Source organism: Halococcus sp. PRR34 (assembly GCF_028617175.1).
In the GTDB taxonomy this organism is placed as follows: domain Archaea; phylum Halobacteriota; class Halobacteria; order Halobacteriales; family Halococcaceae; genus Halococcus; species Halococcus salifodinae.
The window spans coordinates 244,780-262,436 of the sequence record NZ_JAQJDA010000004.1; the positions used below are offsets into that span (position 1 = coordinate 244,780).

10 protein-coding genes and 2 tRNA genes are annotated in these 17,657 nt (G+C 62.9%); 3 read left to right on the forward strand and 9 right to left on the reverse strand.

The window, feature by feature from the left end:
* Positions 1-34 precede the first annotated feature (34 nt).
* The 3 genes from PHA81_RS07665 to PHA81_RS07675 form a co-directional block, all read right to left on the reverse strand.
* Positions 35-2,479, reverse strand: coding sequence for a cation-translocating P-type ATPase (locus tag PHA81_RS07665; protein WP_005045342.1), 2,445 nt, complete (start codon positions 2,477-2,479; stop codon positions 35-37).
* Between the two features lies 1 nt (position 2,480).
* A complete protein-coding gene (locus PHA81_RS07670) occupies positions 2,481-3,323 on the reverse strand; it encodes a sulfite exporter TauE/SafE family protein (protein WP_005045343.1) in 843 nt (280 codons plus the stop codon).
* Positions 3,324-3,384: 61 nt separating this feature from the next.
* Positions 3,385-4,095, reverse strand: coding sequence for a hypothetical protein (locus PHA81_RS07675; protein WP_005045346.1), 711 nt, complete (start codon positions 4,093-4,095; stop codon positions 3,385-3,387).
* 102 nt (positions 4,096-4,197) lie between these two features.
* Between PHA81_RS07675 and PHA81_RS07680 the strand changes: the two genes are divergently transcribed.
* Positions 4,198-5,310, forward strand: coding sequence for an FAD-dependent oxidoreductase (locus PHA81_RS07680; RefSeq protein ID WP_273836172.1), 1,113 nt, complete (start codon positions 4,198-4,200; stop codon positions 5,308-5,310).
* Positions 5,311-5,499: 189 nt separating this feature from the next.
* Positions 5,500-6,297 carry an alpha/beta hydrolase gene (locus tag PHA81_RS07685; RefSeq protein ID WP_273836174.1) on the forward strand — a complete coding sequence of 266 codons (798 nt, stop codon included), beginning with the start codon at positions 5,500-5,502 and terminating at the stop codon, positions 6,295-6,297.
* A gap of 518 nt (positions 6,298-6,815) precedes the next feature.
* Here PHA81_RS07685 and PHA81_RS07690 read toward each other — a convergent pair.
* Complete coding sequence (locus PHA81_RS07690) at positions 6,816-7,700, reverse strand: DUF106 domain-containing protein (RefSeq protein WP_005045360.1); 885 nt, start codon at positions 7,698-7,700, stop codon at positions 6,816-6,818.
* Positions 7,701-8,064: 364 nt separating this feature from the next.
* On the opposite strand from PHA81_RS07690, the gene PHA81_RS07695 reads away from it, so the two are divergent.
* Positions 8,065-13,296 carry a S8 family serine peptidase gene (locus PHA81_RS07695; RefSeq protein ID WP_273836175.1) on the forward strand — a complete coding sequence of 1,744 codons (5,232 nt, stop codon included), beginning with the start codon at positions 8,065-8,067 and terminating at the stop codon, positions 13,294-13,296.
* Positions 13,297-13,582: 286 nt separating this feature from the next.
* Here PHA81_RS07695 and PHA81_RS07700 read toward each other — a convergent pair.
* The 5 genes from PHA81_RS07700 to PHA81_RS07720 all read right to left on the reverse strand — a co-directional run bounded on the left by PHA81_RS07700 (position 13,583) and on the right by PHA81_RS07720 (position 17,641).
* Positions 13,583-13,656: transfer RNA gene (locus PHA81_RS07700), tRNA-Phe, on the reverse strand.
* 484 nt (positions 13,657-14,140) lie between these two features.
* Positions 14,141-14,890 carry an FAD-binding protein gene (locus PHA81_RS07705; protein ID WP_005045364.1) on the reverse strand — a complete coding sequence of 250 codons (750 nt, stop codon included), beginning with the start codon at positions 14,888-14,890 and terminating at the stop codon, positions 14,141-14,143.
* A 101-nt stretch (positions 14,891-14,991) separates the two neighbouring features.
* A complete protein-coding gene (locus PHA81_RS07710) occupies positions 14,992-16,182 on the reverse strand; it encodes an ABC transporter substrate-binding protein (RefSeq protein WP_005045365.1) in 1,191 nt (396 codons plus the stop codon).
* A 66-nt stretch (positions 16,183-16,248) separates the two neighbouring features.
* Entirely contained in the window at positions 16,249-17,262 is a 1,014-nt protein-coding gene (locus PHA81_RS07715) for a hypothetical protein (RefSeq protein WP_005045367.1), read from the reverse strand.
* 304 nt (positions 17,263-17,566) lie between these two features.
* A tRNA-Val gene (locus PHA81_RS07720) sits at positions 17,567-17,641 on the reverse strand.
* Positions 17,642-17,657 lie beyond the last annotated feature (16 nt).

Here is a 17,657-nt window from a genome sequence, read left to right on the forward strand (position 1 = left end):
GGAGAGGAGGAGAAGAACGCCCCGATTCGGTGTGTCAGTCGGAGTGTGTCGGCGTCCCGAGCCGATCGTCGCGGTCGTCGCGGTCGTCCGGGTCGGTTTCGACCGGCCGCTGCTCGTTCGCCGGGAGGAGCCGGCGTTTCGAGTTGAAAACGACGATGAGACTGCTGATCGCCATCATGACGGCGGCGATCAGCGGCGTGATGACGCCGGCCATCGCGAGCGGGAGCGCGATCGCGTTGTAGCCGGCCGCCCAGACGAGGTTCTGCTTGATCCGTCCGCGGGTGTTGCTCGCCAGATCGAACAGTTCAGGAACGGCGTCGAGGCGGTCGTCGAGCACCACCGCGTCGGCCGCCTCGATGGCGAGTTCGGTGCCGCTCGACACCGCGATCCCGAGATCCGCGCTGGCGAGTGCGGGGGCGTCGTTCGTCCCGTCGCCGATCATCGTCGTCGTCCCGCGCTCGCGGAGGCCCTGGACGATCGCTTCCTTCGATTCGGGGCGCACGCCCGCGAACACGTGATCGACGGCTGGATGGTTCGCGAACGTCCCGGTCATCCGTTCGTCGTCACCAGTCAAAACGACGATCTCCCGGCCCGCGTCCGCGAGTTCGGCAACTACGGCCTCCCAGTTCTCCCGAGGCGTATCTTGGACCGTGACGATCCCACGGACGGCTCCGTCCCACGCGACCGCCGTGGGATGGGTGCCCGATTCGTAGGCGTCCGCGACGGCTGCCTCGATTTCCGAGGAGGTCGTCCACTCGTCGGCGTCGAAGGAGTCGGGATGGCCGACCACCACGCGAGTGTCGTCGACGAGCGCCGACACGGTACGATCGGCGCGCTCGAAGCTCGACACCGAGCGAGTCGTCGGCGGTGCGGCGTCGTCGATCGCGGCGGCGATCGGGTGGCTCGACCGGCGCTCGACGGCGGCCGCCATCGCGAGCACCTCGTCGGGATCGTCGCCGACGACGTCCGCGAGCTCCATTTCTCCGGTGGTGAGCGTCCCAGTCTTGTCGAACACCACCACTGAGGAGTCGTCAACGCGTTCGAGCACCGTCTCGTTGAGCACGAGCATCCGGTTGTCGGTGGCGTCGCGGGTGGCCGCCGCGAGCGCGAGCGGGGTGGCGATCCCGAGCGAGCACGGACACGAGACCACCAGCACGGAGACGCCAGCCATCACGGCCGTGTTCGGGTCGTTGCCGAGCACGAACCAGCCCGCGGCGGTCAGCCCGGCGAGCACGAGCACGAACGGGACGAACAGCACGGCAAAGCGGTTGACGAGGCGTTGAACGCCCGTCGCCGAGCTCTTGACGTTCCAGAGGAGTTCGACGAGGCGATCCATCGTGCTAGTGGCGTCGGGGCCGACTTCGACGACGATCGCGCTGTCGGTGAGGATCGAGCCGCCGAGCACCTCATCGCCGACGGATTTGCGCTGGGGGACGGACTCGCCCGTGACGAGCGCCTCGTCGATCGCGGCGGTGCCGTCGACGATCTGTCCGTCGATCGGGACCCGCTCGCCGGGTTTGACCAGCAGGCGGTCGCCGGGCTCACACTCCGCGATCTCGATGGTTTCGGTGGCGTCGCTGTCGTCGTCGAGCCGGCGGGCCTCGTCGACGCGCGAGTCGGTGAGATCGGCCCGGTTGCCGAGCGCGGCGCGTTTGACCCGTGATTCGAGGTGGTTGCCGATGGTGACGATCGCGAGCACCATCACCGCGACGTCGAAGTACGGATCGCGCCCGCCCGTGAGATAGGTAACCATCGAGTAGCCGTAGGCCGCGAGCACCGCGATGGCGATCAGCACGTCCATGTTCGGGCGGCCGACGCGCAGGCTGACGTAGGCTCCGCGGAAGATCGGATAGCCGAGCCCGACGAGGATCAGCGTGCTCCAGACCGCAAGCGGACCGAACACCATCGCCTCGACGGTGGTTCCGTAGAGGAAGCTCTCGGGGTAGATCCCGAGATACACCGGGTAGATGAACAGCACGTAGAGGATCAACACCGGCATCATCAGGATGGCCGCGAGCGCCGCGCGGTACTTGCCGAACTCGACGCGCGAGCGCAGCGAGTCGTTCTCCTCGTCCGGGCCGTGAGCCTGATAGCCCAGTCGGCTCAGGGCCGCACTGATCCCCTCGCGGTCGATCCGATCAGGATCGTACACCACTTGGACCATCTCGGTCGCGTAGCTCGCTCTGGCTTCGTGGACGCCCGCTTCCTCCTCGGCGAGCAGCTCGATGAACCCCTCGCAGGTCTGGCAGTGCATCCCGTCGATCGAGAGGTAGGCGGTCTCGGCACCGTCGGGGACGTCGGGTCGGGAGTCCTCGGCCGCGACGCGGTCGCGGACGGCCGCGATCGAGAGGTCGACGTCCTCGCCGTCGTCGACGAGGCGTGCGACCTCCAGACAGCCCCGACAGCAAAACTCACCGTCGACGTCCGCACTCGTGATCGGATCCTCGATATGGAGGTCACAGAGCGTGCAGGCCGCCATCTCAGGCCATCATCTCCGACCCGGCGAGCGGTTGGTAGTACGGGATGTCGGGCAGCGGGAGCATGACGCCAAAGCGCATGAATCCCATCGCGAGTAGTACGTACCCGAGCCCAATGAACAACACGCCCAGCCCGTAGTGGACGACCTGTCGCTGGCGGGCGCTCACCGACCCGATCACCGTTCCGTAGAGGAACACGCTCGGCACGGTGCCGAGTCCGAGTGCGCCGAGGCTGAGCAGGCCGTAGACGGGTGATCCCTGCGCGAACGCGTACAGGAATGCGGGGTAGAGCAGCATGCACGGCAGGAGTCCGTGCAGCGCGCCGAGGCCCATGATGCCGACACCGTTGACCCAGCGATCGATCCGTGTCGAGATCGCCGTGTAGCTCCGGGCGAACACCGACCCGATGCCGGTGCCGGCGATGACGCCCTCGACGGCTCCCTGCCTGTAGCCCGCCAGCCGGGTGAGCCCCATCACGAGGATCGCTGCGCCCGTGAGGATTCCGATAGCGCCCTGGAACGGCCCGAGAATCCCGGCGAGGCCGATCGTCCCATAGAGGAGTGCGCCGGCGGCTCCGAAAACGGCCCCGATGAGTGCGTAGCTCACCGTCCGGCCGAGGTTGAACAGCGTGTGCTGGCGCACTTCGTAGAGGGTGAGCGCACCCGACCAGCGGTCGTCGGTCTCCATGCGCTCGGCGTAGGTCGCGACGAGCGGGCCACACATCCCGATGCAGTGTGCGCCGCCGAACAGCCCGATGAGGAAGAACACCGCGAGGCCGTAGCCCGCCGTGACGCCGAACCCACCGATCTGAGTCGGGAGCAGGGTCGCGGCCGGCAGGGCCTGCATGATGCAGTCTGTACGGCTTCCACGGCGTAATGGGTTGTGGTTCGACCCGCGAATTCGAGGATTACTCTTCGACCGTGGGCGACGAAACGAGATCCTGAACGTCCGGATGGGTCGTGTACTGGTCCAGTTCGGATGGCCGCTCCTCGGGCGTCGTCCCCGCGAGCGCGTCCCGGACTCGCTGCCACGCCTCGTGACGTCGGAGGACGTACACCGGGATCGTCTCGACCCCTGCGAGGGCGGCGAGCACGAGCCGGTGGAACCCCTCGGTCCAGATGATCACGCCGTCGCGGCCGACGAGCACCATCGGCTCCAGATCGTGGATGTAGTCGGCGTCCTCGGGGCTATCATACACCACCCCGAGATTCGGTCGGTAGCCCTCGTCGCGGATGTCCCCGTACAGATCGTCGAGGGCCGGCAGATACTCCTCGACGAGCTCCGCTTCGCTCTCGCAGCCGTGATACGCTCCGTTTTCGTCGATGCGCTCTCTGGCCTCCTCGTAGTAGGCCGTCTCGATCCACTCGTCTCCCGCCACGAACCGCTGTGTCAGTCCCTCGTGGATGTAGTTCTCGTCGACCCGGTGGCAGTTTTCCGGCCGATCCCAGTCGCCGTCGTGTACGCTGCCGAGCCCCGAGCGTAGCGAGACGACGGTGAACCGTTCAACCTCGCTCGGATCCACGTGGACGAACGCCCACGGATCGGCCGGTGTGTCGTATCGTCGCTGGTTGGCGACGGTGTTCCACGTCGTCCGGTTGCGGAAGTCGTCGAACCACACCCCTCGGACTGTTCGGGCAACGACAAGTACGTTTCGACGACAGCGAACCGTCCGACCGCGGACCCCGAAAGTTGACCTGAGATGGCAGCATGACTGGTGACAATGGAACCATCAACGGTCGCCGTCGTCGGGGCTGGAGCGATCGGTGTGACTGCTACTGCAGCGCTCGCCACACGAGGGGCGGACGTGACGCTGTACGAGCGCGGATCGCTTGCAGCCGGGAGTAGTGGACGGGCCGCAGGCGTTTGCTACGACGCGTTCGCCGATCGGACCGATGCGAGAATCGCCACTCGATCGCTGGAACGGTTTCGGGAGCTTCCGGACGTGTTCACCGAGCTGCCTTACGTCTGGCTGGCTCGGTCCGGTGACGAAAAGCGGGCAAACGCGATCCGAACGCAATCGAGACGGATGCGTGAGTTGGGGCTCGACGTCTCACTCGTTGCTCCGGACGACCTCCACGACAGGTTTCCGGGCCTGGTCACCGACGACGTCGCCGTGGCGGCGATCGCACGAGGGGCTGGCTACGCCGAGACCGAGAACTACGTCGAAACGATAGCGGAACGAGCTGCACGAAACGGCGCATCGATCCGGACCGAAACGTCGGTCGAGATCGCCACCGATCCGTTACAAATCCTCGCGGAGGACGGGAAGCGATCGTTCGATGCAGTACTGGTCGCCGGCGGAGCCCATTCGAAACGAATACTCGACACCGCTGGCGTCTCGATCCCGCTGAAGCCGTATCGGGTCCAGGCTCTCGTGACGGACCCCATTCCGAACAGCGAGACCGTGCCGATGTGCTTCGACGCCACCGGTGACTACTACTTCCGTCCGCATACAGGCGGTCTCCTCGTTGGCGACGGGACGGAACGAGTCGAGAGCGATCCCGAACACTGGAAGCGCGACGCCGACGAGGTGTTCGTCCGGCAGACACGCGAACGGATCGCCGAGCGGGTCCGGCAGGACGAGATCGGCGTTCGTGAGGCGTGGGCGGGGCTCTGCACTGCGACCCCGGATGGCGACCCTCTAGTTGGAGAAATCCGACCGGGACTGTTCGTCGCGACGGGGTTCCACGGGCACGGATTCATGCGTTCCCCGGCACTCGGTGAGCGAATCACGGACGAGATACTCGGCGGTGACGGTGTTCGGCGGTTCGATCCGACACGGTTCGATGGGAGTGAGACGTTCGAGATCGTCGCCGGGATGGATATCGAATGACGCAGTACAGCCAGCAAGTGGGTTCTCTCCAGTGGTTTGGCAGGCGTGGACTGATGGGTTCGTAGCCATTCGTTTGGGTGCCGCATTGGTGATAGTTCTGAAATCGACTGCTGGATAGAGGGCGCATCTCTTGCACGCCAGGGTGGATTCCCATATCCTTATCATTCGACGTGTTGTCCGATGTTGCTGATGACTCTTCCAGATGGATGGACGACCGATGCTGTGCGTGTCAATGGAGTCGATCTCCAGTGCTACCGAATCGGCAATGGACCGCCATTAGTGATGGCCCACGGCCTTTTCGATAGCGGTCAACGGTGGATTCCGCTCGCCGAGGATCTCGCAGATGATTACGAGGTAGTGGCGTACGATGCTCGTGGTCATGGCCAATCGGATGCTCCAAAGACGGGGTACAGCCTTGATGATCGAATCACGGATCTTCGTGCTGTTGTTCACGAACTCGACCTCAGTAATCCGATTTTACTCGGCCATTCTATGGGCGGAGCGACCGTCGCTTGGGCGGCTGCGAAGTACCCCGATTTTCCGCGAGCAGTAGTGCTTGAGGATCCGGAGGGTCTGCACGATCAGCCCGATCTCAATCCTGACGAACGGGCCGGAGTCGTGCACGAACGATTGGAAGAAGTCGCCGGTCAGACGGTTCAGGAGATCGTTGAAGAACACTTCCCAGATCCGGACCAAACCCACGCTCGACGACTTGCAACTGCTTCTCTTGAATGTAGTCCACACGTTGCTGAAATCGCCCGTGAAGGGTATCCATCGCCGCTTGTGAATGCGCTTTCTGAAATATCATGTCGAACGCTCGTGTTACGATCCGATCTCGACGTCGATCGGCGTGTGAGAGATCTTGATGCCAGTGACACCGTACCGGATGGTCGTCTGGTCCACATCTCTGACGCCGGTCACTACGTGTTCCGCGACGAGTACGAGGCTGCATATACAGAATTGCGGACATTCCTCCAAAGAATTTGATGGGTGGTGGGACCATCCCTCGTATTTTGTCATACTCCCGGGAACGAAGGGCTGGTAGGGTGCGGATCACGAAGAGTGATAGAGAACACGAGATAATGGCGGCGGAATGTCAAAAAAGCCATCCTCTGTATCTCACACCGGCTCTGTCAGTAGGTGAACCGTTCTCGGAGTCCCGCAGCAAAGAGATCATCAATCGATGGTTGACACACCACTACCTTCACCACAAATAATCCGTTTCTTGCTTTCCTGCGGAGTGTTCTGACAGCGACGAGACCAGCCGGACCGCCGTCGTATCGACTTTCCCACCGAGTCACAGTACACCGCTACGGCCACAACGTCCGGGTTGAGCGTGAGCATCGCAACAGGACGGAGGTCCGCGTGTTTGCAACGACCGAATCCGGCTGAACAACGTCTATGCGCCGCTTTCGCGAATCACGCTGTAAGGAGAACCGCCGCGTGTAACCTCTCGTATCTTCACCTTGTCGCCAGAACCACTTAAACGCCGAGCCACGAGTACGTTACGTTGGACTGGTCTGGATGTTAAGGGTTCTCCGGATAAGCTGTCGGGAGGTGACCGAGCAGATCGTATACCAGAGCAGCCACGCCTGCATCGGTCCGATGACTTTCGCGGTCCACGCGATTCGGCCGAGCATCGGGAACACCATCGCGGTTGGCGTCACCGCCTGAGCGGGCGAGAGCATGAGCCAGTAGAGCCAGAGAAGCACCGGCACCGTGAACAGCATCGTCCACGCTAACGGACGAAGCATCTGGGTGAACATGCCCAGCTGATCGGTCATCACATCCATCTGTTCTTTCTGTATTCGTTTGACAGCACCCTCATCGCCACGCTCTTTGGCCTTCTCCAGCCGTTCGCTGATGGCATTCATCCGCTCTTGGCGTTCGCCCATCTGCTCGTAGTCCGTCATCCGCGACTGGATCACGATCGAAACGAGGCCCGTTCCTGCTGCGAGTGTCAACACCACGAGATAGAACGGCAGGATAGCTTCGAGTGGTGTGAGGAGGACGTCGACCATCGGTCCGACTGAGTCACGGATGACGGGAACCCGATAACCGAGGGCGAGGGTGAGTGCGCTCACTCCTGCTATTTTGTCGGACACCGACCACCCAGTATCCTCAGCATTCTCTGCTGTTGTGTCCTCAGCATTCCCAAGCGCTTCGCTGACTGCGACTGGGTCATCGATGACGAATCGGTCTCCTGCTTCGATCAGTACACCTGTCCCGAGGAGACGGCCCCACTGCGCAGCAGTCATATCGTCGCTGACGTCGTTCCACGCGACGGTTCCATCCCCGGATTCGGCAGCAGCGAGCACGACGGCTGACGCATCCGCTAGTTCGTCATCTCGCTCGATGAGTGTCCGGAGTTCCCCTGTGGTCTCTGCCATTGTTCGTACTTGTTGTGTAGTTGTGATAAATCCCCGGTCGAGTTCCGGCGTCATCCCGGCCTCACCACCGGAATCTCAGAACGCCGCTAGAAACGAACGGATGGCTGAATCCGATGAACGAATCACCCATTTTCGAGGGAGATCTCAGCAAAACTGGATTCACAACCACTGTTTGGTGACTGTACGATTTGTGGGGGAACGCACAACCCGGTTCGCCGACAGACATTAATCCTCAATTGTGTTCATGAAATCAGGGGTAGATTTATCAGCCTCGGGTATGAGACAGAGTGTATCACACATGTAACCATTACCACCGTTGGTAATATATCCGTGTGTGAAACTCAGAAACGAACTCGCATCAATCATGCCACGCGAATACGCTACACTTCTGGCGATCGTCGTCGCGGGGGCAGTCACGTTTTCCATGATCGCGCCGTTCGTCGGCGCGGTGGGGACGGGCCACCACTCCGCGCAGTACAGCACCGCTTCCGATACCACACCGTTGAGTTCCGTTGGCGGGCAGGCACACGACGCTCGGTCCTCCGACGCGACTCAATCCCAGACGGCCCCGATCGGTTCAGCGCTTCAGGACGCCAACGGGACGGTCCGTGCGCTTCTCGTCCTCGATCAGGCGTCCGTCGATCGTGGGGCCAACCGCGCGGAGACCATCGCGACACTGAAACAGCATGCGGCGACCACCCAGTCGTCGGTGATGACCAGTGCTGGCGGTCTCCAAGGAGTCGACGTCACGAACCGGTTCTGGATCGCCAACCTCGTCGCGGTCACCGTCGATACGGATCGGACCAGCGTTCGGTCGCTCGCCGAAATCGAGGGTGTCAACGCGGTCGTCAAGAGCCGCGAGATCTCGGTTCCGGAGCCACCCGAAAACGTCCAACCGGTCGCTGACAGCTCGGAAACCAGCCCGAGCGACGTCAACACCACCTACGGGTTGGATCAGATCAACGCCACACAAACCTGGAACGAGTTCGACACTCGCGGTGAGGGTACCAAGGTCGCGGTGCTCGACACCGGCGTCGACATCGACCACCCGGACATCGACCTCTACACCGAAAACGCCTCGAACGCGACCTACCCCGGCGGGTGGGCCGAGTTCGACGAGAACGGCAATCAGGTCCCCGGCTCCGAGCCGCGTGACAGCGCCGAACACGGCACGCACGTCAGCGGCACCGTGTCGGGCGGTGACGCGAGCGGCACCGCAATCGGTGTCGCACCCAACGTCCAGTTGATGCACGGGATGGTCATCCCCGGTGGCAGCGGGTCGACCACCCAGGTCATCGGCGGGGTCCAGTGGGCTGTCAGCCAGGGGGCCGACGTGGCGAGTCTGAGCCTCGGTGCAGGCTGTGGTCTGTTCGGCCCGATCTACTCCCAGGCGTGGATCCCGGTCGTCGAGAACACCAAAGCTTCGGGAACGAGCTTCGTCGCCGCGGCCGGGAACAGCGGTGAGGGCTGTGTCGGCTCACCCGGCAACGACTTCGAGACGTTCTCCATCGGGGCATCGAACGCCGATGGCGACATCGCTGACTTCTCAGGTGGCCAAATCATCGACAAGAGTGAGTGGGAAGACCCACCCGCCGAATGGCCGGATACGTTCATCAAGCCGAACGTCTCCGCACCTGGCGTGAACGTACTGAGCTCGGTTCCCGGCGGTGGGTACGACGACACCTTCTCGGGCACCTCGATGGCGACCCCACACGTCGCGGGTGCGACTGCGCTGCTGCACTCGGCGAACCCCGACGCGTCGGTCTCCGAGATCCAGCAGGCACTCAACAGTACAGCGTGGAAACCCGACGACGCGCCGGCACCGGACGACGAGAAGGACACCCGCTACGGGATGGGTATCATCGACGTCTACAACGCGACCCAGCAGCTCGCCGTCTCCGCCCCCGAGTCCGAACTCGGTGATGTCAACGAGAACGGCGACGTCGACGTCCAGGACGTCCGGCTGACCCAGCAGTACCTCTACGGTGAGGAGCCCGACCCCTTCAACGCGAACCTCGCGGACATGAACCGCGACGGCGAGGTCACCACCAAAGACCTCCGCCTGCTCCAGCGCAAAGTTCAGGGAACGCTCGACGAGGGTGCAATCCAGGTCACGAATCTGACCGCACCCGACGAAGTCGGCGAGAACGAGACGATCACCGTCACCGCCGATCTCGAAAACCCCGGTGACGAGGGGGCGATCCAAACGGTCTCGCTCCGCGTCGCCGAAAACGAGAGCGACCTCGGCGAGGGAACGCCGGTCGCAAACGAGACGATCGACATGGCACCCGCGGGCGTCGACGAGCCCGTTGACCGTCCGCACGAAACCACGGTGACGTTCGAGGTCGACGCGGACGAGATCGGCGCGGGTGAGTACCACGTCGGGGTGTTCAGCGAGGACGACTCCGCGAGCGACGAGATCACGGTTCTCGGGTCGAACTTCGCCGTCTCGGACCTGAGCGCGCCCGCGGAAATCGAGCAGGGCGATACGTTCGATGCGAACGCGACCGTCACGAACACGGGTAATCAAGAAGACACTCAGACCGTCGAATACCGCTTCCGCAACGGTGTCGAGCGAACCACGAACGTCACGCTCGGTGCGGGCGAGAGCACCACCGTCGAATTCGAAGACATCGAAACCAACGGCGTGAGCGGAGGTGCCTATGAACATGGCGTGTTCACTGACGACGATTCACGGACGGCGACCATCACGGTGCTCGAAGGGTTCTTCGACGTCGGGATCACCGACGCGCCCGACGAAGCGTCGGTCGGCGAGACGGTCAACGTCTCGGCGACGGTCGAGAACACCGGCAACGCGACCGACGGTCAAACTGTGCGGTACGATCTGGTGCCGAACGCGATCGACGTTGCGGTCGTCGACGACGGAGACGACTCGCAGAGTCGGGCGCTCGTCGACCGGCTCGATTCGTCGCTGTCCGCTGACCGTTACAACGTGACGTACGTCAACTCCAGCAACGTGATGGACGAGATCGACGCCTACGACACGTTCGTCGTCAACGAGTTCCAGACGGGCGACGCGTCCGTCGAGGAGTTCCACGAGGCGACCGACGACGCCGAGACTGGCGTCGTCTACCTCGACCAGTGGGGCAGCTTCGGCGGCAGTGACGCGATCGACGAACTGTCCACCGTGACCGGCGATCCGGCGAATCACGCCGACGAGTTCAGCGGGGCGGATCCGTACTTCGAGATCACACAGGACCATCCGATCTTCGCTGGCGTCGGTGATCCCGGCGATCAGGTGGACGTCTTCGTCGGGTCCGGACCCGAGCACAGCTGGCACAGCGGGTACAGCGGCCAGACGCTCGCCACCGTCGGCCAGCGCGGCACGATCAAGGGATCGGCCATCGCGGTCAACGAAACCAGTGCGACGGTCCTCGCGGACTCGTTGGGAGAGACGAGCTACAATCCCGCCGCGTTCACCGAGGCGTCGAACAGAACCCTAGCGAACTCGGTCGCACACGTCAGCGGCTTCGGCCCGGTTGGATCCAGTGTGACGGCACAGGACGACACGTCCGAGAACGTCACGCTCGATCCCGGTGCGTCCGAGACCGTCGAGTTCAGCTACACGATCCCGAAGGACACCGATATCTCGGTCGATTACCGTCACGTGGTCGCGAGCGAAGACGCTGAGGACTTCACACCGGTCACGATCGACGTCGATCGCGGTGCAGTCGACGGCACTGTCGTCAACAACGCGACCGACGATCCCGTCGAAGACGCGACGGTCGACGTCTCGGTCGCGGTTGACGACGGCAACTACACGGCTGTGACCGGGACTGACGGCACGTACCGGATCGAAGACGTTCCTGCGGGCACGCACAACGTCACGGTGTCGGCCGATGGCTACACCAACGAGACCACCGCGGTCGACGTGCCAGCGAACGGTACTGTCACGCAGGACGTTTCGCTCGATCCGATGGACGGATCGATCTCCGGCACGGTCACCGCGAGCGACACTGATGAGTCGGTCGCGAACGTCACCGTCGCCGCCGAGGACAACGAGGGCACCGTCTACGAGGCGACGACCGACGACAATGGAACGTACACCCTCGACGTGCTGCCGGGCCGCTACGTCGTGAACGTCGCTGACACACCGGGCGACTACCGACCGCAGGAAATCGTCACGGTCGCGTCCGGCGAGGAAGTCACGGGCGTCGATTTCGCACTCACTCCACGTAACGGCTCCATCACGGGCTACGTGGAGAACGCCGCGGGCGTGCCCATCGAGGGTGCGCACGTGGTCGACGCCGATCAGGGGGCGTTCAACGCGACCACCAACGAGAACGGGCTCTACGAGATCACCGATCTCGATCGTGGTACGTACGCGCTCCGGGCGAAAGCCGATGGGTACAACGCTTCGGACATCGCGTTCGTCGAGACATCGGCGAACGAGACGACCACCCAGAACCTCACGCTCGGGACGTTCTTCGAGGTGTCGGCAGTGAGTGCGCCCGACACCGCAGCACAGGGTGAGACGATCGACGTCACCGCGACGGTCACGAACGTTGGCGAACAACGAGACACCCGCACGGTGTTTTACTTCCCGCCGGGCACCGACTTCGGCGGGGAGATGCTCGCCGCCGAATCAGATCTGTTCGAGCGGGTGACGCTCGACGGTGGCGAGAGCACCACCGTGACGTTCACCTACGAGGTCTCGGCGAGTCGTGAACCGGGCGAGTACGAGCACGGCGTCTCTGCCGACGAAGTGAAGTCGACGATGATCTCCATCGAGGAAGCCGAAACTCCCGGCGAGGCGAACTACTCGATTTCCGCCCTCTCCGCACCCGCTGAGGGCGAACCCGGTGAGGAGATCGCGGTCAATGCCACGATCACCAACACCGGCAACGCCACTGGCACGCAGACCGTCGAGTACCTGTTCAACGGCACGACGATGAACACGAGCGAGGTGACGCTGGATCCAGGCGAGAACACGACCGTTGCGTTCTCTCCGACGATGCCTGCCACGGAAGGCACCTACGAGCACGGGATCGAGACCGTCAACGATCGGGCAGTCGCCGACATCACGGTCGAAGCCAGCGAGCCGGAGCCGGCGTACTTCGCGATCTCGAACCTGACCGGCCCCTCGGCGGCCGATCCGGGCGAGGAGATCACGACGACCGCCACCATCACCAACACCGGTGACGAAGAAGGAACCCAGTCGATCTACTTCTTCTTCATGGAGATGTCGGCTGTCGACGAGCACGATCTCGGGACGTTGGGAACACAAGCGATGCTTGGAACTTTCCGACCCCAAGCCGCGCCACAGGAAGTGACGCTCGACGGCGGCGAGAGCACCACCGTGACGTTCACTCACGAGGTCGCGACGGACACGGAGCCGGGCGATTACGAGTATGCGGTTTCGAGTCTTCAGGAAGTCACAACTCACCCGCTGACTGTCACGGCCGCGAACGGGAGCCAGCCGGCCATCGGTCCGCCCGGACAGCAAACGCACGGCATGCCGCCAGCGCCGGTGTTCGGGAACGGCATGCCACCGTCACCCGTGTTCACGGATGAACGTGCCGACAACACTGAACAGCAGCGAACCCTTCGGGAACCGGTGGTGGTGGCTGGGTAACCGCCGACGCTTTCAGTTCTCTAAATTTTACTCAGTTGATGTGATCAGGAGCGAGACACACTCACTCCGCTCGTTCCGCGCGACTTGCAGTGTTATGAATCCGGTCGGCGTCGTTTTCTCAACCGTTCGCTGTGCTCACGCTTTCGAAATATGCCGCCTCCCCGATTTGAACAGATGCCAGACGTTCCGGGCGTGTGGCTCACTCCGTTCGCCATTCCGGGGCTGTGACTGGCGTGCTCAAATCGGGTCGGGAGCATTTTCACTGCTCCCGTTGGTCGCAGGAAAATGCCGCCTCCCCGATTTGAACGGGGGACAGCTCGATCTTCAGTCGAGTGCTCTCCCAGTCTGAGCTAAGGCGGCCCGTTCGGATCGACGCCGAGCGACTGAAAAAGGGTTTCGGAATCCCGGTCAGTGGACGAACAGATCAGCCACGTCGAACTCGGCCCCACAGTCCTCACAGACGTAGCCGAGTCCGTCCTCGGTCGTCACATGACCGCCACACTCGGGACACGTCGATCCGGAGATCATCGTACATGTCCGTCGGAGCCGGGTGCTAAAGGCCTTTGCCGTCCGCCGAACCTGGCCGGATGGCGGGAGCCTTTCACCGCTCGACACCAACCGCGGGTATGTCGACTGGTCGCGCCCTGTTGCTCCTCGGAACGATCGCCGTGCTGGTGTTCACCGCCGGCATCCTGATCGTCGCGCTGCTCAGCTAGCTGGATGATCGTTCGGTTGTGTGAGAATCTTCCGTCAAACCTGACTTCCAGTAGGTGTTTTTTAGGGACAGTCCTGTGTCATCCCTCGGCTGTGCAGCGCTGGAGACGGTGGATGGGAGTGCGTGGAACTACTCCTCTCGCAGGCTCGGGTGCGTGCGTTGCTCGTCCGGATGAGACTCGGCGACGTACTCCCGCATCGTCTCCCGCGACTCGTCCTCTCGACGGCGGCGTTCTCGGCCACCGATCTCCTCACAGCCGGGCGGCAGGTCGCGTCCGCGGTCGGTGAAGTACCCATCGGGAGCGACCCAGTCGTGGTAGAACGGCCGGTCGTCGTCCTCCAGCAGCGTGACGGCAACCTCGGCACCGTGGCCGGCGTTCACGACCGCTTGGTGTGGCTTCCCGGCGAGTCGTCCGGCGGCATACAGCCCCTTCACGCCGGTTCGGCCCCGTTCGTCCGTGTCGACGAACGGCTTCCCGCGATCGACGATCCCGACACCGTCGATGCCCGCGAGGTAGTCGGTGGTGTTCTTCGTTGCGGCGATCACGTACTGGGTGTGATAGCGATCTCCGCCTGCCGTCTCGACGGCGAATCCGTCGGACGTCGTCTCGACGCGCGTTACTGCCGCTTGCTGGCGGTCACAGCCGCCACTATCAGCCTGCTCTTGCATCATTTCCAACAACAGGCGGGCGTTGATACCCGCGGGAAAGCCCGGATAGTTTTCGAGGTGGGCGTTTCTCCGGAGGAGCGACGTGCCGGCGTCGACGACGAGCGTGTCGAGGCCGTGTCGAGCGGTGAAGATGCCTGCCGATAGGCCAGCCACGCCTCCCCCGACGATGACGACGCTGTACGCGCTGTGGTGGTTCGATTCTGTTGTCATGAGCGTGCTCCAGTGCTATCACGCACGCACGAATAAGGTCGTCATTGAGTTGTTTGAACTGCCGTCGATGTCTCGGCCGTCGCGTTGTGTCCACTCCTCAATCAGAACTCTCCGCTGATGATGTCCGCGACTCGTTGACGGTCGAACAGCTGGTCGTTGCTGGCTATCTCACCGAAAATCTCTGGATACATTTGCTTTGCACCTTGCTCAGTTAAGAAGAGGTTGTGGATGGGTCCTTGGTGGAGGTAGCCACCACGGTAGACGCGTCCGTTCTCGACGGCTGTTAGCTGACTCCCCACGGGGTGATTCCGCAGATCCGCGACGACCGTGTCCCTGAATTCGGACACCGATTTTCGCTCGTGTCCGCGGATGAGGAACACCTCCGGGTCGACTTCGAGTAGTGTCTCGAAGTCGAGTTCACCCCTGTCGGTGGAACTGATCCCCTTGACGCCGGTTTTCGCTAATGCGTCCTTGACCCCGAGATCGCGCCACTGCTTCTTGCTCGTCCCTTTGTCGTTGAGTCGATACGGCGAGAACGTTTCCGATTCGCTGGTACGTTTGTAGGTGAGCAACACGCTCGGCCGCTCGGCGGCCGGCGGGAGTCGTTTCTGGATGTCGGCGATGAACTCGTCGTGGAGTCCTTTGAACGCTCGATACCGCTCTTGTTCTCGGAACAGCTGTGCTATCTTCTCGAATGCTCCGTAGAGCGTGTAGTAGCGGTAATCGTGCCACTCGTCCTCCCGACGGAAGATCACGTTCCCAAGGAACGGCCCGACGTTCTCGGCGATCTCGTCGACGTCCTGCTGGTCCCAGTCGAACCAGTTGATCAGCATCCCCGGATCGTATAGATGAACGTCGTTCTCGAGTTCGTAGAACTGTTCTTTGCTCCGAACTTCGGAGTTCTCCTCGATCTTCTCGCGGTCGACGTTCACGCCGGGCAGTTCCTCGTAGAACGCGGTGTAATACCGGTCCGAGCCACCGATACCGGTGATACCGTCGGCCTGTCCGAGCGCGACACCCATGTCGGCATAACAACCGCCATACGGGATCCATCGCTCGGGTACTGATTCGAAAGTGATCTCCCCCATCGGGGCCATCGTCACTGAATACGTGTTTGCATCGGTACTCCCCGTCGTATTTCCGGCTCTGGAGCTATTCGAGCTGCTCTCTTCATCGTCGGGACTGCCTTCACTCGTACAGCCAGCGAGCAGCCCGCCACCGACGACTGCGCCGCCGTACGTCAGGTAGTCGCGCCGCGTCGGTGCCTCACGCGCCGTGGACTCGTCTCCCATACGGATTAGGCTCGCCTAAATCCACTTAGCCGTTCCGTTTTTGGCCAGCCAAAACTCGGCGTGGGTTCAGTACGGCGCACCACACTGCGGGCACATCGGTGGCCCACCCTCGGGGAGTGTCAGTCCACAGTGGGGGCACGTGCCGTCACCATCGGGTTCCGTGATCGCCGCGACGGCTTCGGCCGTCGTTTCTCGGATCGCGTCGACGCTGCCGATCTCGGTGTCCGTTTCGACCTCCTCGTTCCCGCTGTCAGGTCCGTCGGTGGCGAGGGCGAAGCGGGCTCGCTCGACGACGAACGGCTCTCCCTCGTCGAGTTCCGCGAGCGATTCCGGGAGCGACACGTCGGCTTCCGAGCGCGCGAGCAGGCCGAGTGCCTCGGCGGCTCGCCCCTGGACGTGGGCGTTCTCATCGGCCAGTCGCGCGCCGAGCGCGTCGCTGGCCTCGGCAAGCCGTCGGGGGTGTTGACAGCCGACGACCGCCAGCGCCGTACTCAGATGGTAGCGCACGAGGTCGTTTTCGTCGTCGAGGTGATCGGCGAGAGCCGAAACATGGTGTCTGAGCCGCTCAGGATCGCCCAGCGCGACGTGTTCGAGCGCCTTCGCCAGTTTTTCCTTGACCGCCGGTTCGTCGAACGATAGCCCGACTCTGCAATCCGCCAGCAGCTCGGGCGAGGCAACGGTGTCGGGGTGTTCGAGCGCGACGTACCCGAGCGCCTCCGCCGAGCGGGCGCGGACGTAGTAGAACTCCTCGTCGTCGGCTAGCCGCTCGGCGAGCGCCGATACCACCGGGATGACGGCGTCCGGGTCGGTCTCTGCGACGGTGACGAACAGTTTGGCGGTCAGCAGGCACACCGAACGCTCGTCATCTTCGAGCAGGGATTCGCATGACGGCAGTGCTGGCGCTACTACGGCTGGATCATCGCTCACGGCGGCTTTCAGCGAGCGAAGGCACGCTTTGCGAGTCTCGACTCCTGCCGACGGAAGGCTCTCGACGAGCGCTGCGACCGCCGTGCCATTCTTCCGTTGGAGCGCTTCGTCGACCGCCACTTGCAGCGACGAACTCGGCTCTGCATCATCCATCCTGAATCAGCTCTCCGTTGTGTCGGATATGCGCAGGTTCGAGCACGGAGATGAAAACAGTTGTCCACGGGATCGTGACGTAGCTGTGCGCTCTTGGACGTTCGAAACCTATCAGTTCAGAGATCGAAACGAAGGCTTTCGCTGTCTCTATTCCCGATCGCGGTGAGATTATGGCGACAGCAGGAAACGGATTGGGTTCGGACGGAGTTGGAACCACGGTCGTTCCGCTTCGCTTCACTCCCTGGTTCAAATCGCCCTCACGTAATGGGTTCGCAGCTCGCGGTGTCGCTCGCCGCAAAATCAGTGGGTTCGGGCGGATTTGAACCGCCGGCCTCCTCCATGTCAAGGAGGTGTCATAACCAGCCTAGACCACGAACCCATCGAGTGCGTACATC

What these genes read in the sequence shown, in the direction of transcription:
- PHA81_RS07665 (WP_005045342.1), bottom strand. Translation starts at nt 2,479, where the DNA reads ATGGCGGCCTGCACGCTCTGTGACCTCCATATCGAGGATCCGATCACG.
- PHA81_RS07670 (WP_005045343.1), bottom strand. Translation starts at nt 3,323, where the DNA reads ATGCAGGCCCTGCCGGCCGCGACCCTGCTCCCGACTCAGATCGGTGGG.
- PHA81_RS07680 (WP_273836172.1), top strand. Translation starts at nt 4,198, where the DNA reads ATGGAACCATCAACGGTCGCCGTCGTCGGGGCTGGAGCGATCGGTGTG.
- PHA81_RS07685 (WP_273836174.1), top strand. Translation starts at nt 5,500, where the DNA reads ATGACTCTTCCAGATGGATGGACGACCGATGCTGTGCGTGTCAATGGA.
- PHA81_RS07690 (WP_005045360.1), bottom strand. Translation starts at nt 7,700, where the DNA reads ATGGCAGAGACCACAGGGGAACTCCGGACACTCATCGAGCGAGATGAC.
- PHA81_RS07695 (WP_273836175.1), top strand. Translation starts at nt 8,065, where the DNA reads ATGCCACGCGAATACGCTACACTTCTGGCGATCGTCGTCGCGGGGGCA.
- PHA81_RS07705 (WP_005045364.1), bottom strand. Translation starts at nt 14,890, where the DNA reads ATGACAACAGAATCGAACCACCACAGCGCGTACAGCGTCGTCATCGTC.
- PHA81_RS07710 (WP_005045365.1), bottom strand. Translation starts at nt 16,182, where the DNA reads ATGGGAGACGAGTCCACGGCGCGTGAGGCACCGACGCGGCGCGACTAC.
- PHA81_RS07715 (WP_005045367.1), bottom strand. Translation starts at nt 17,262, where the DNA reads ATGGATGATGCAGAGCCGAGTTCGTCGCTGCAAGTGGCGGTCGACGAA.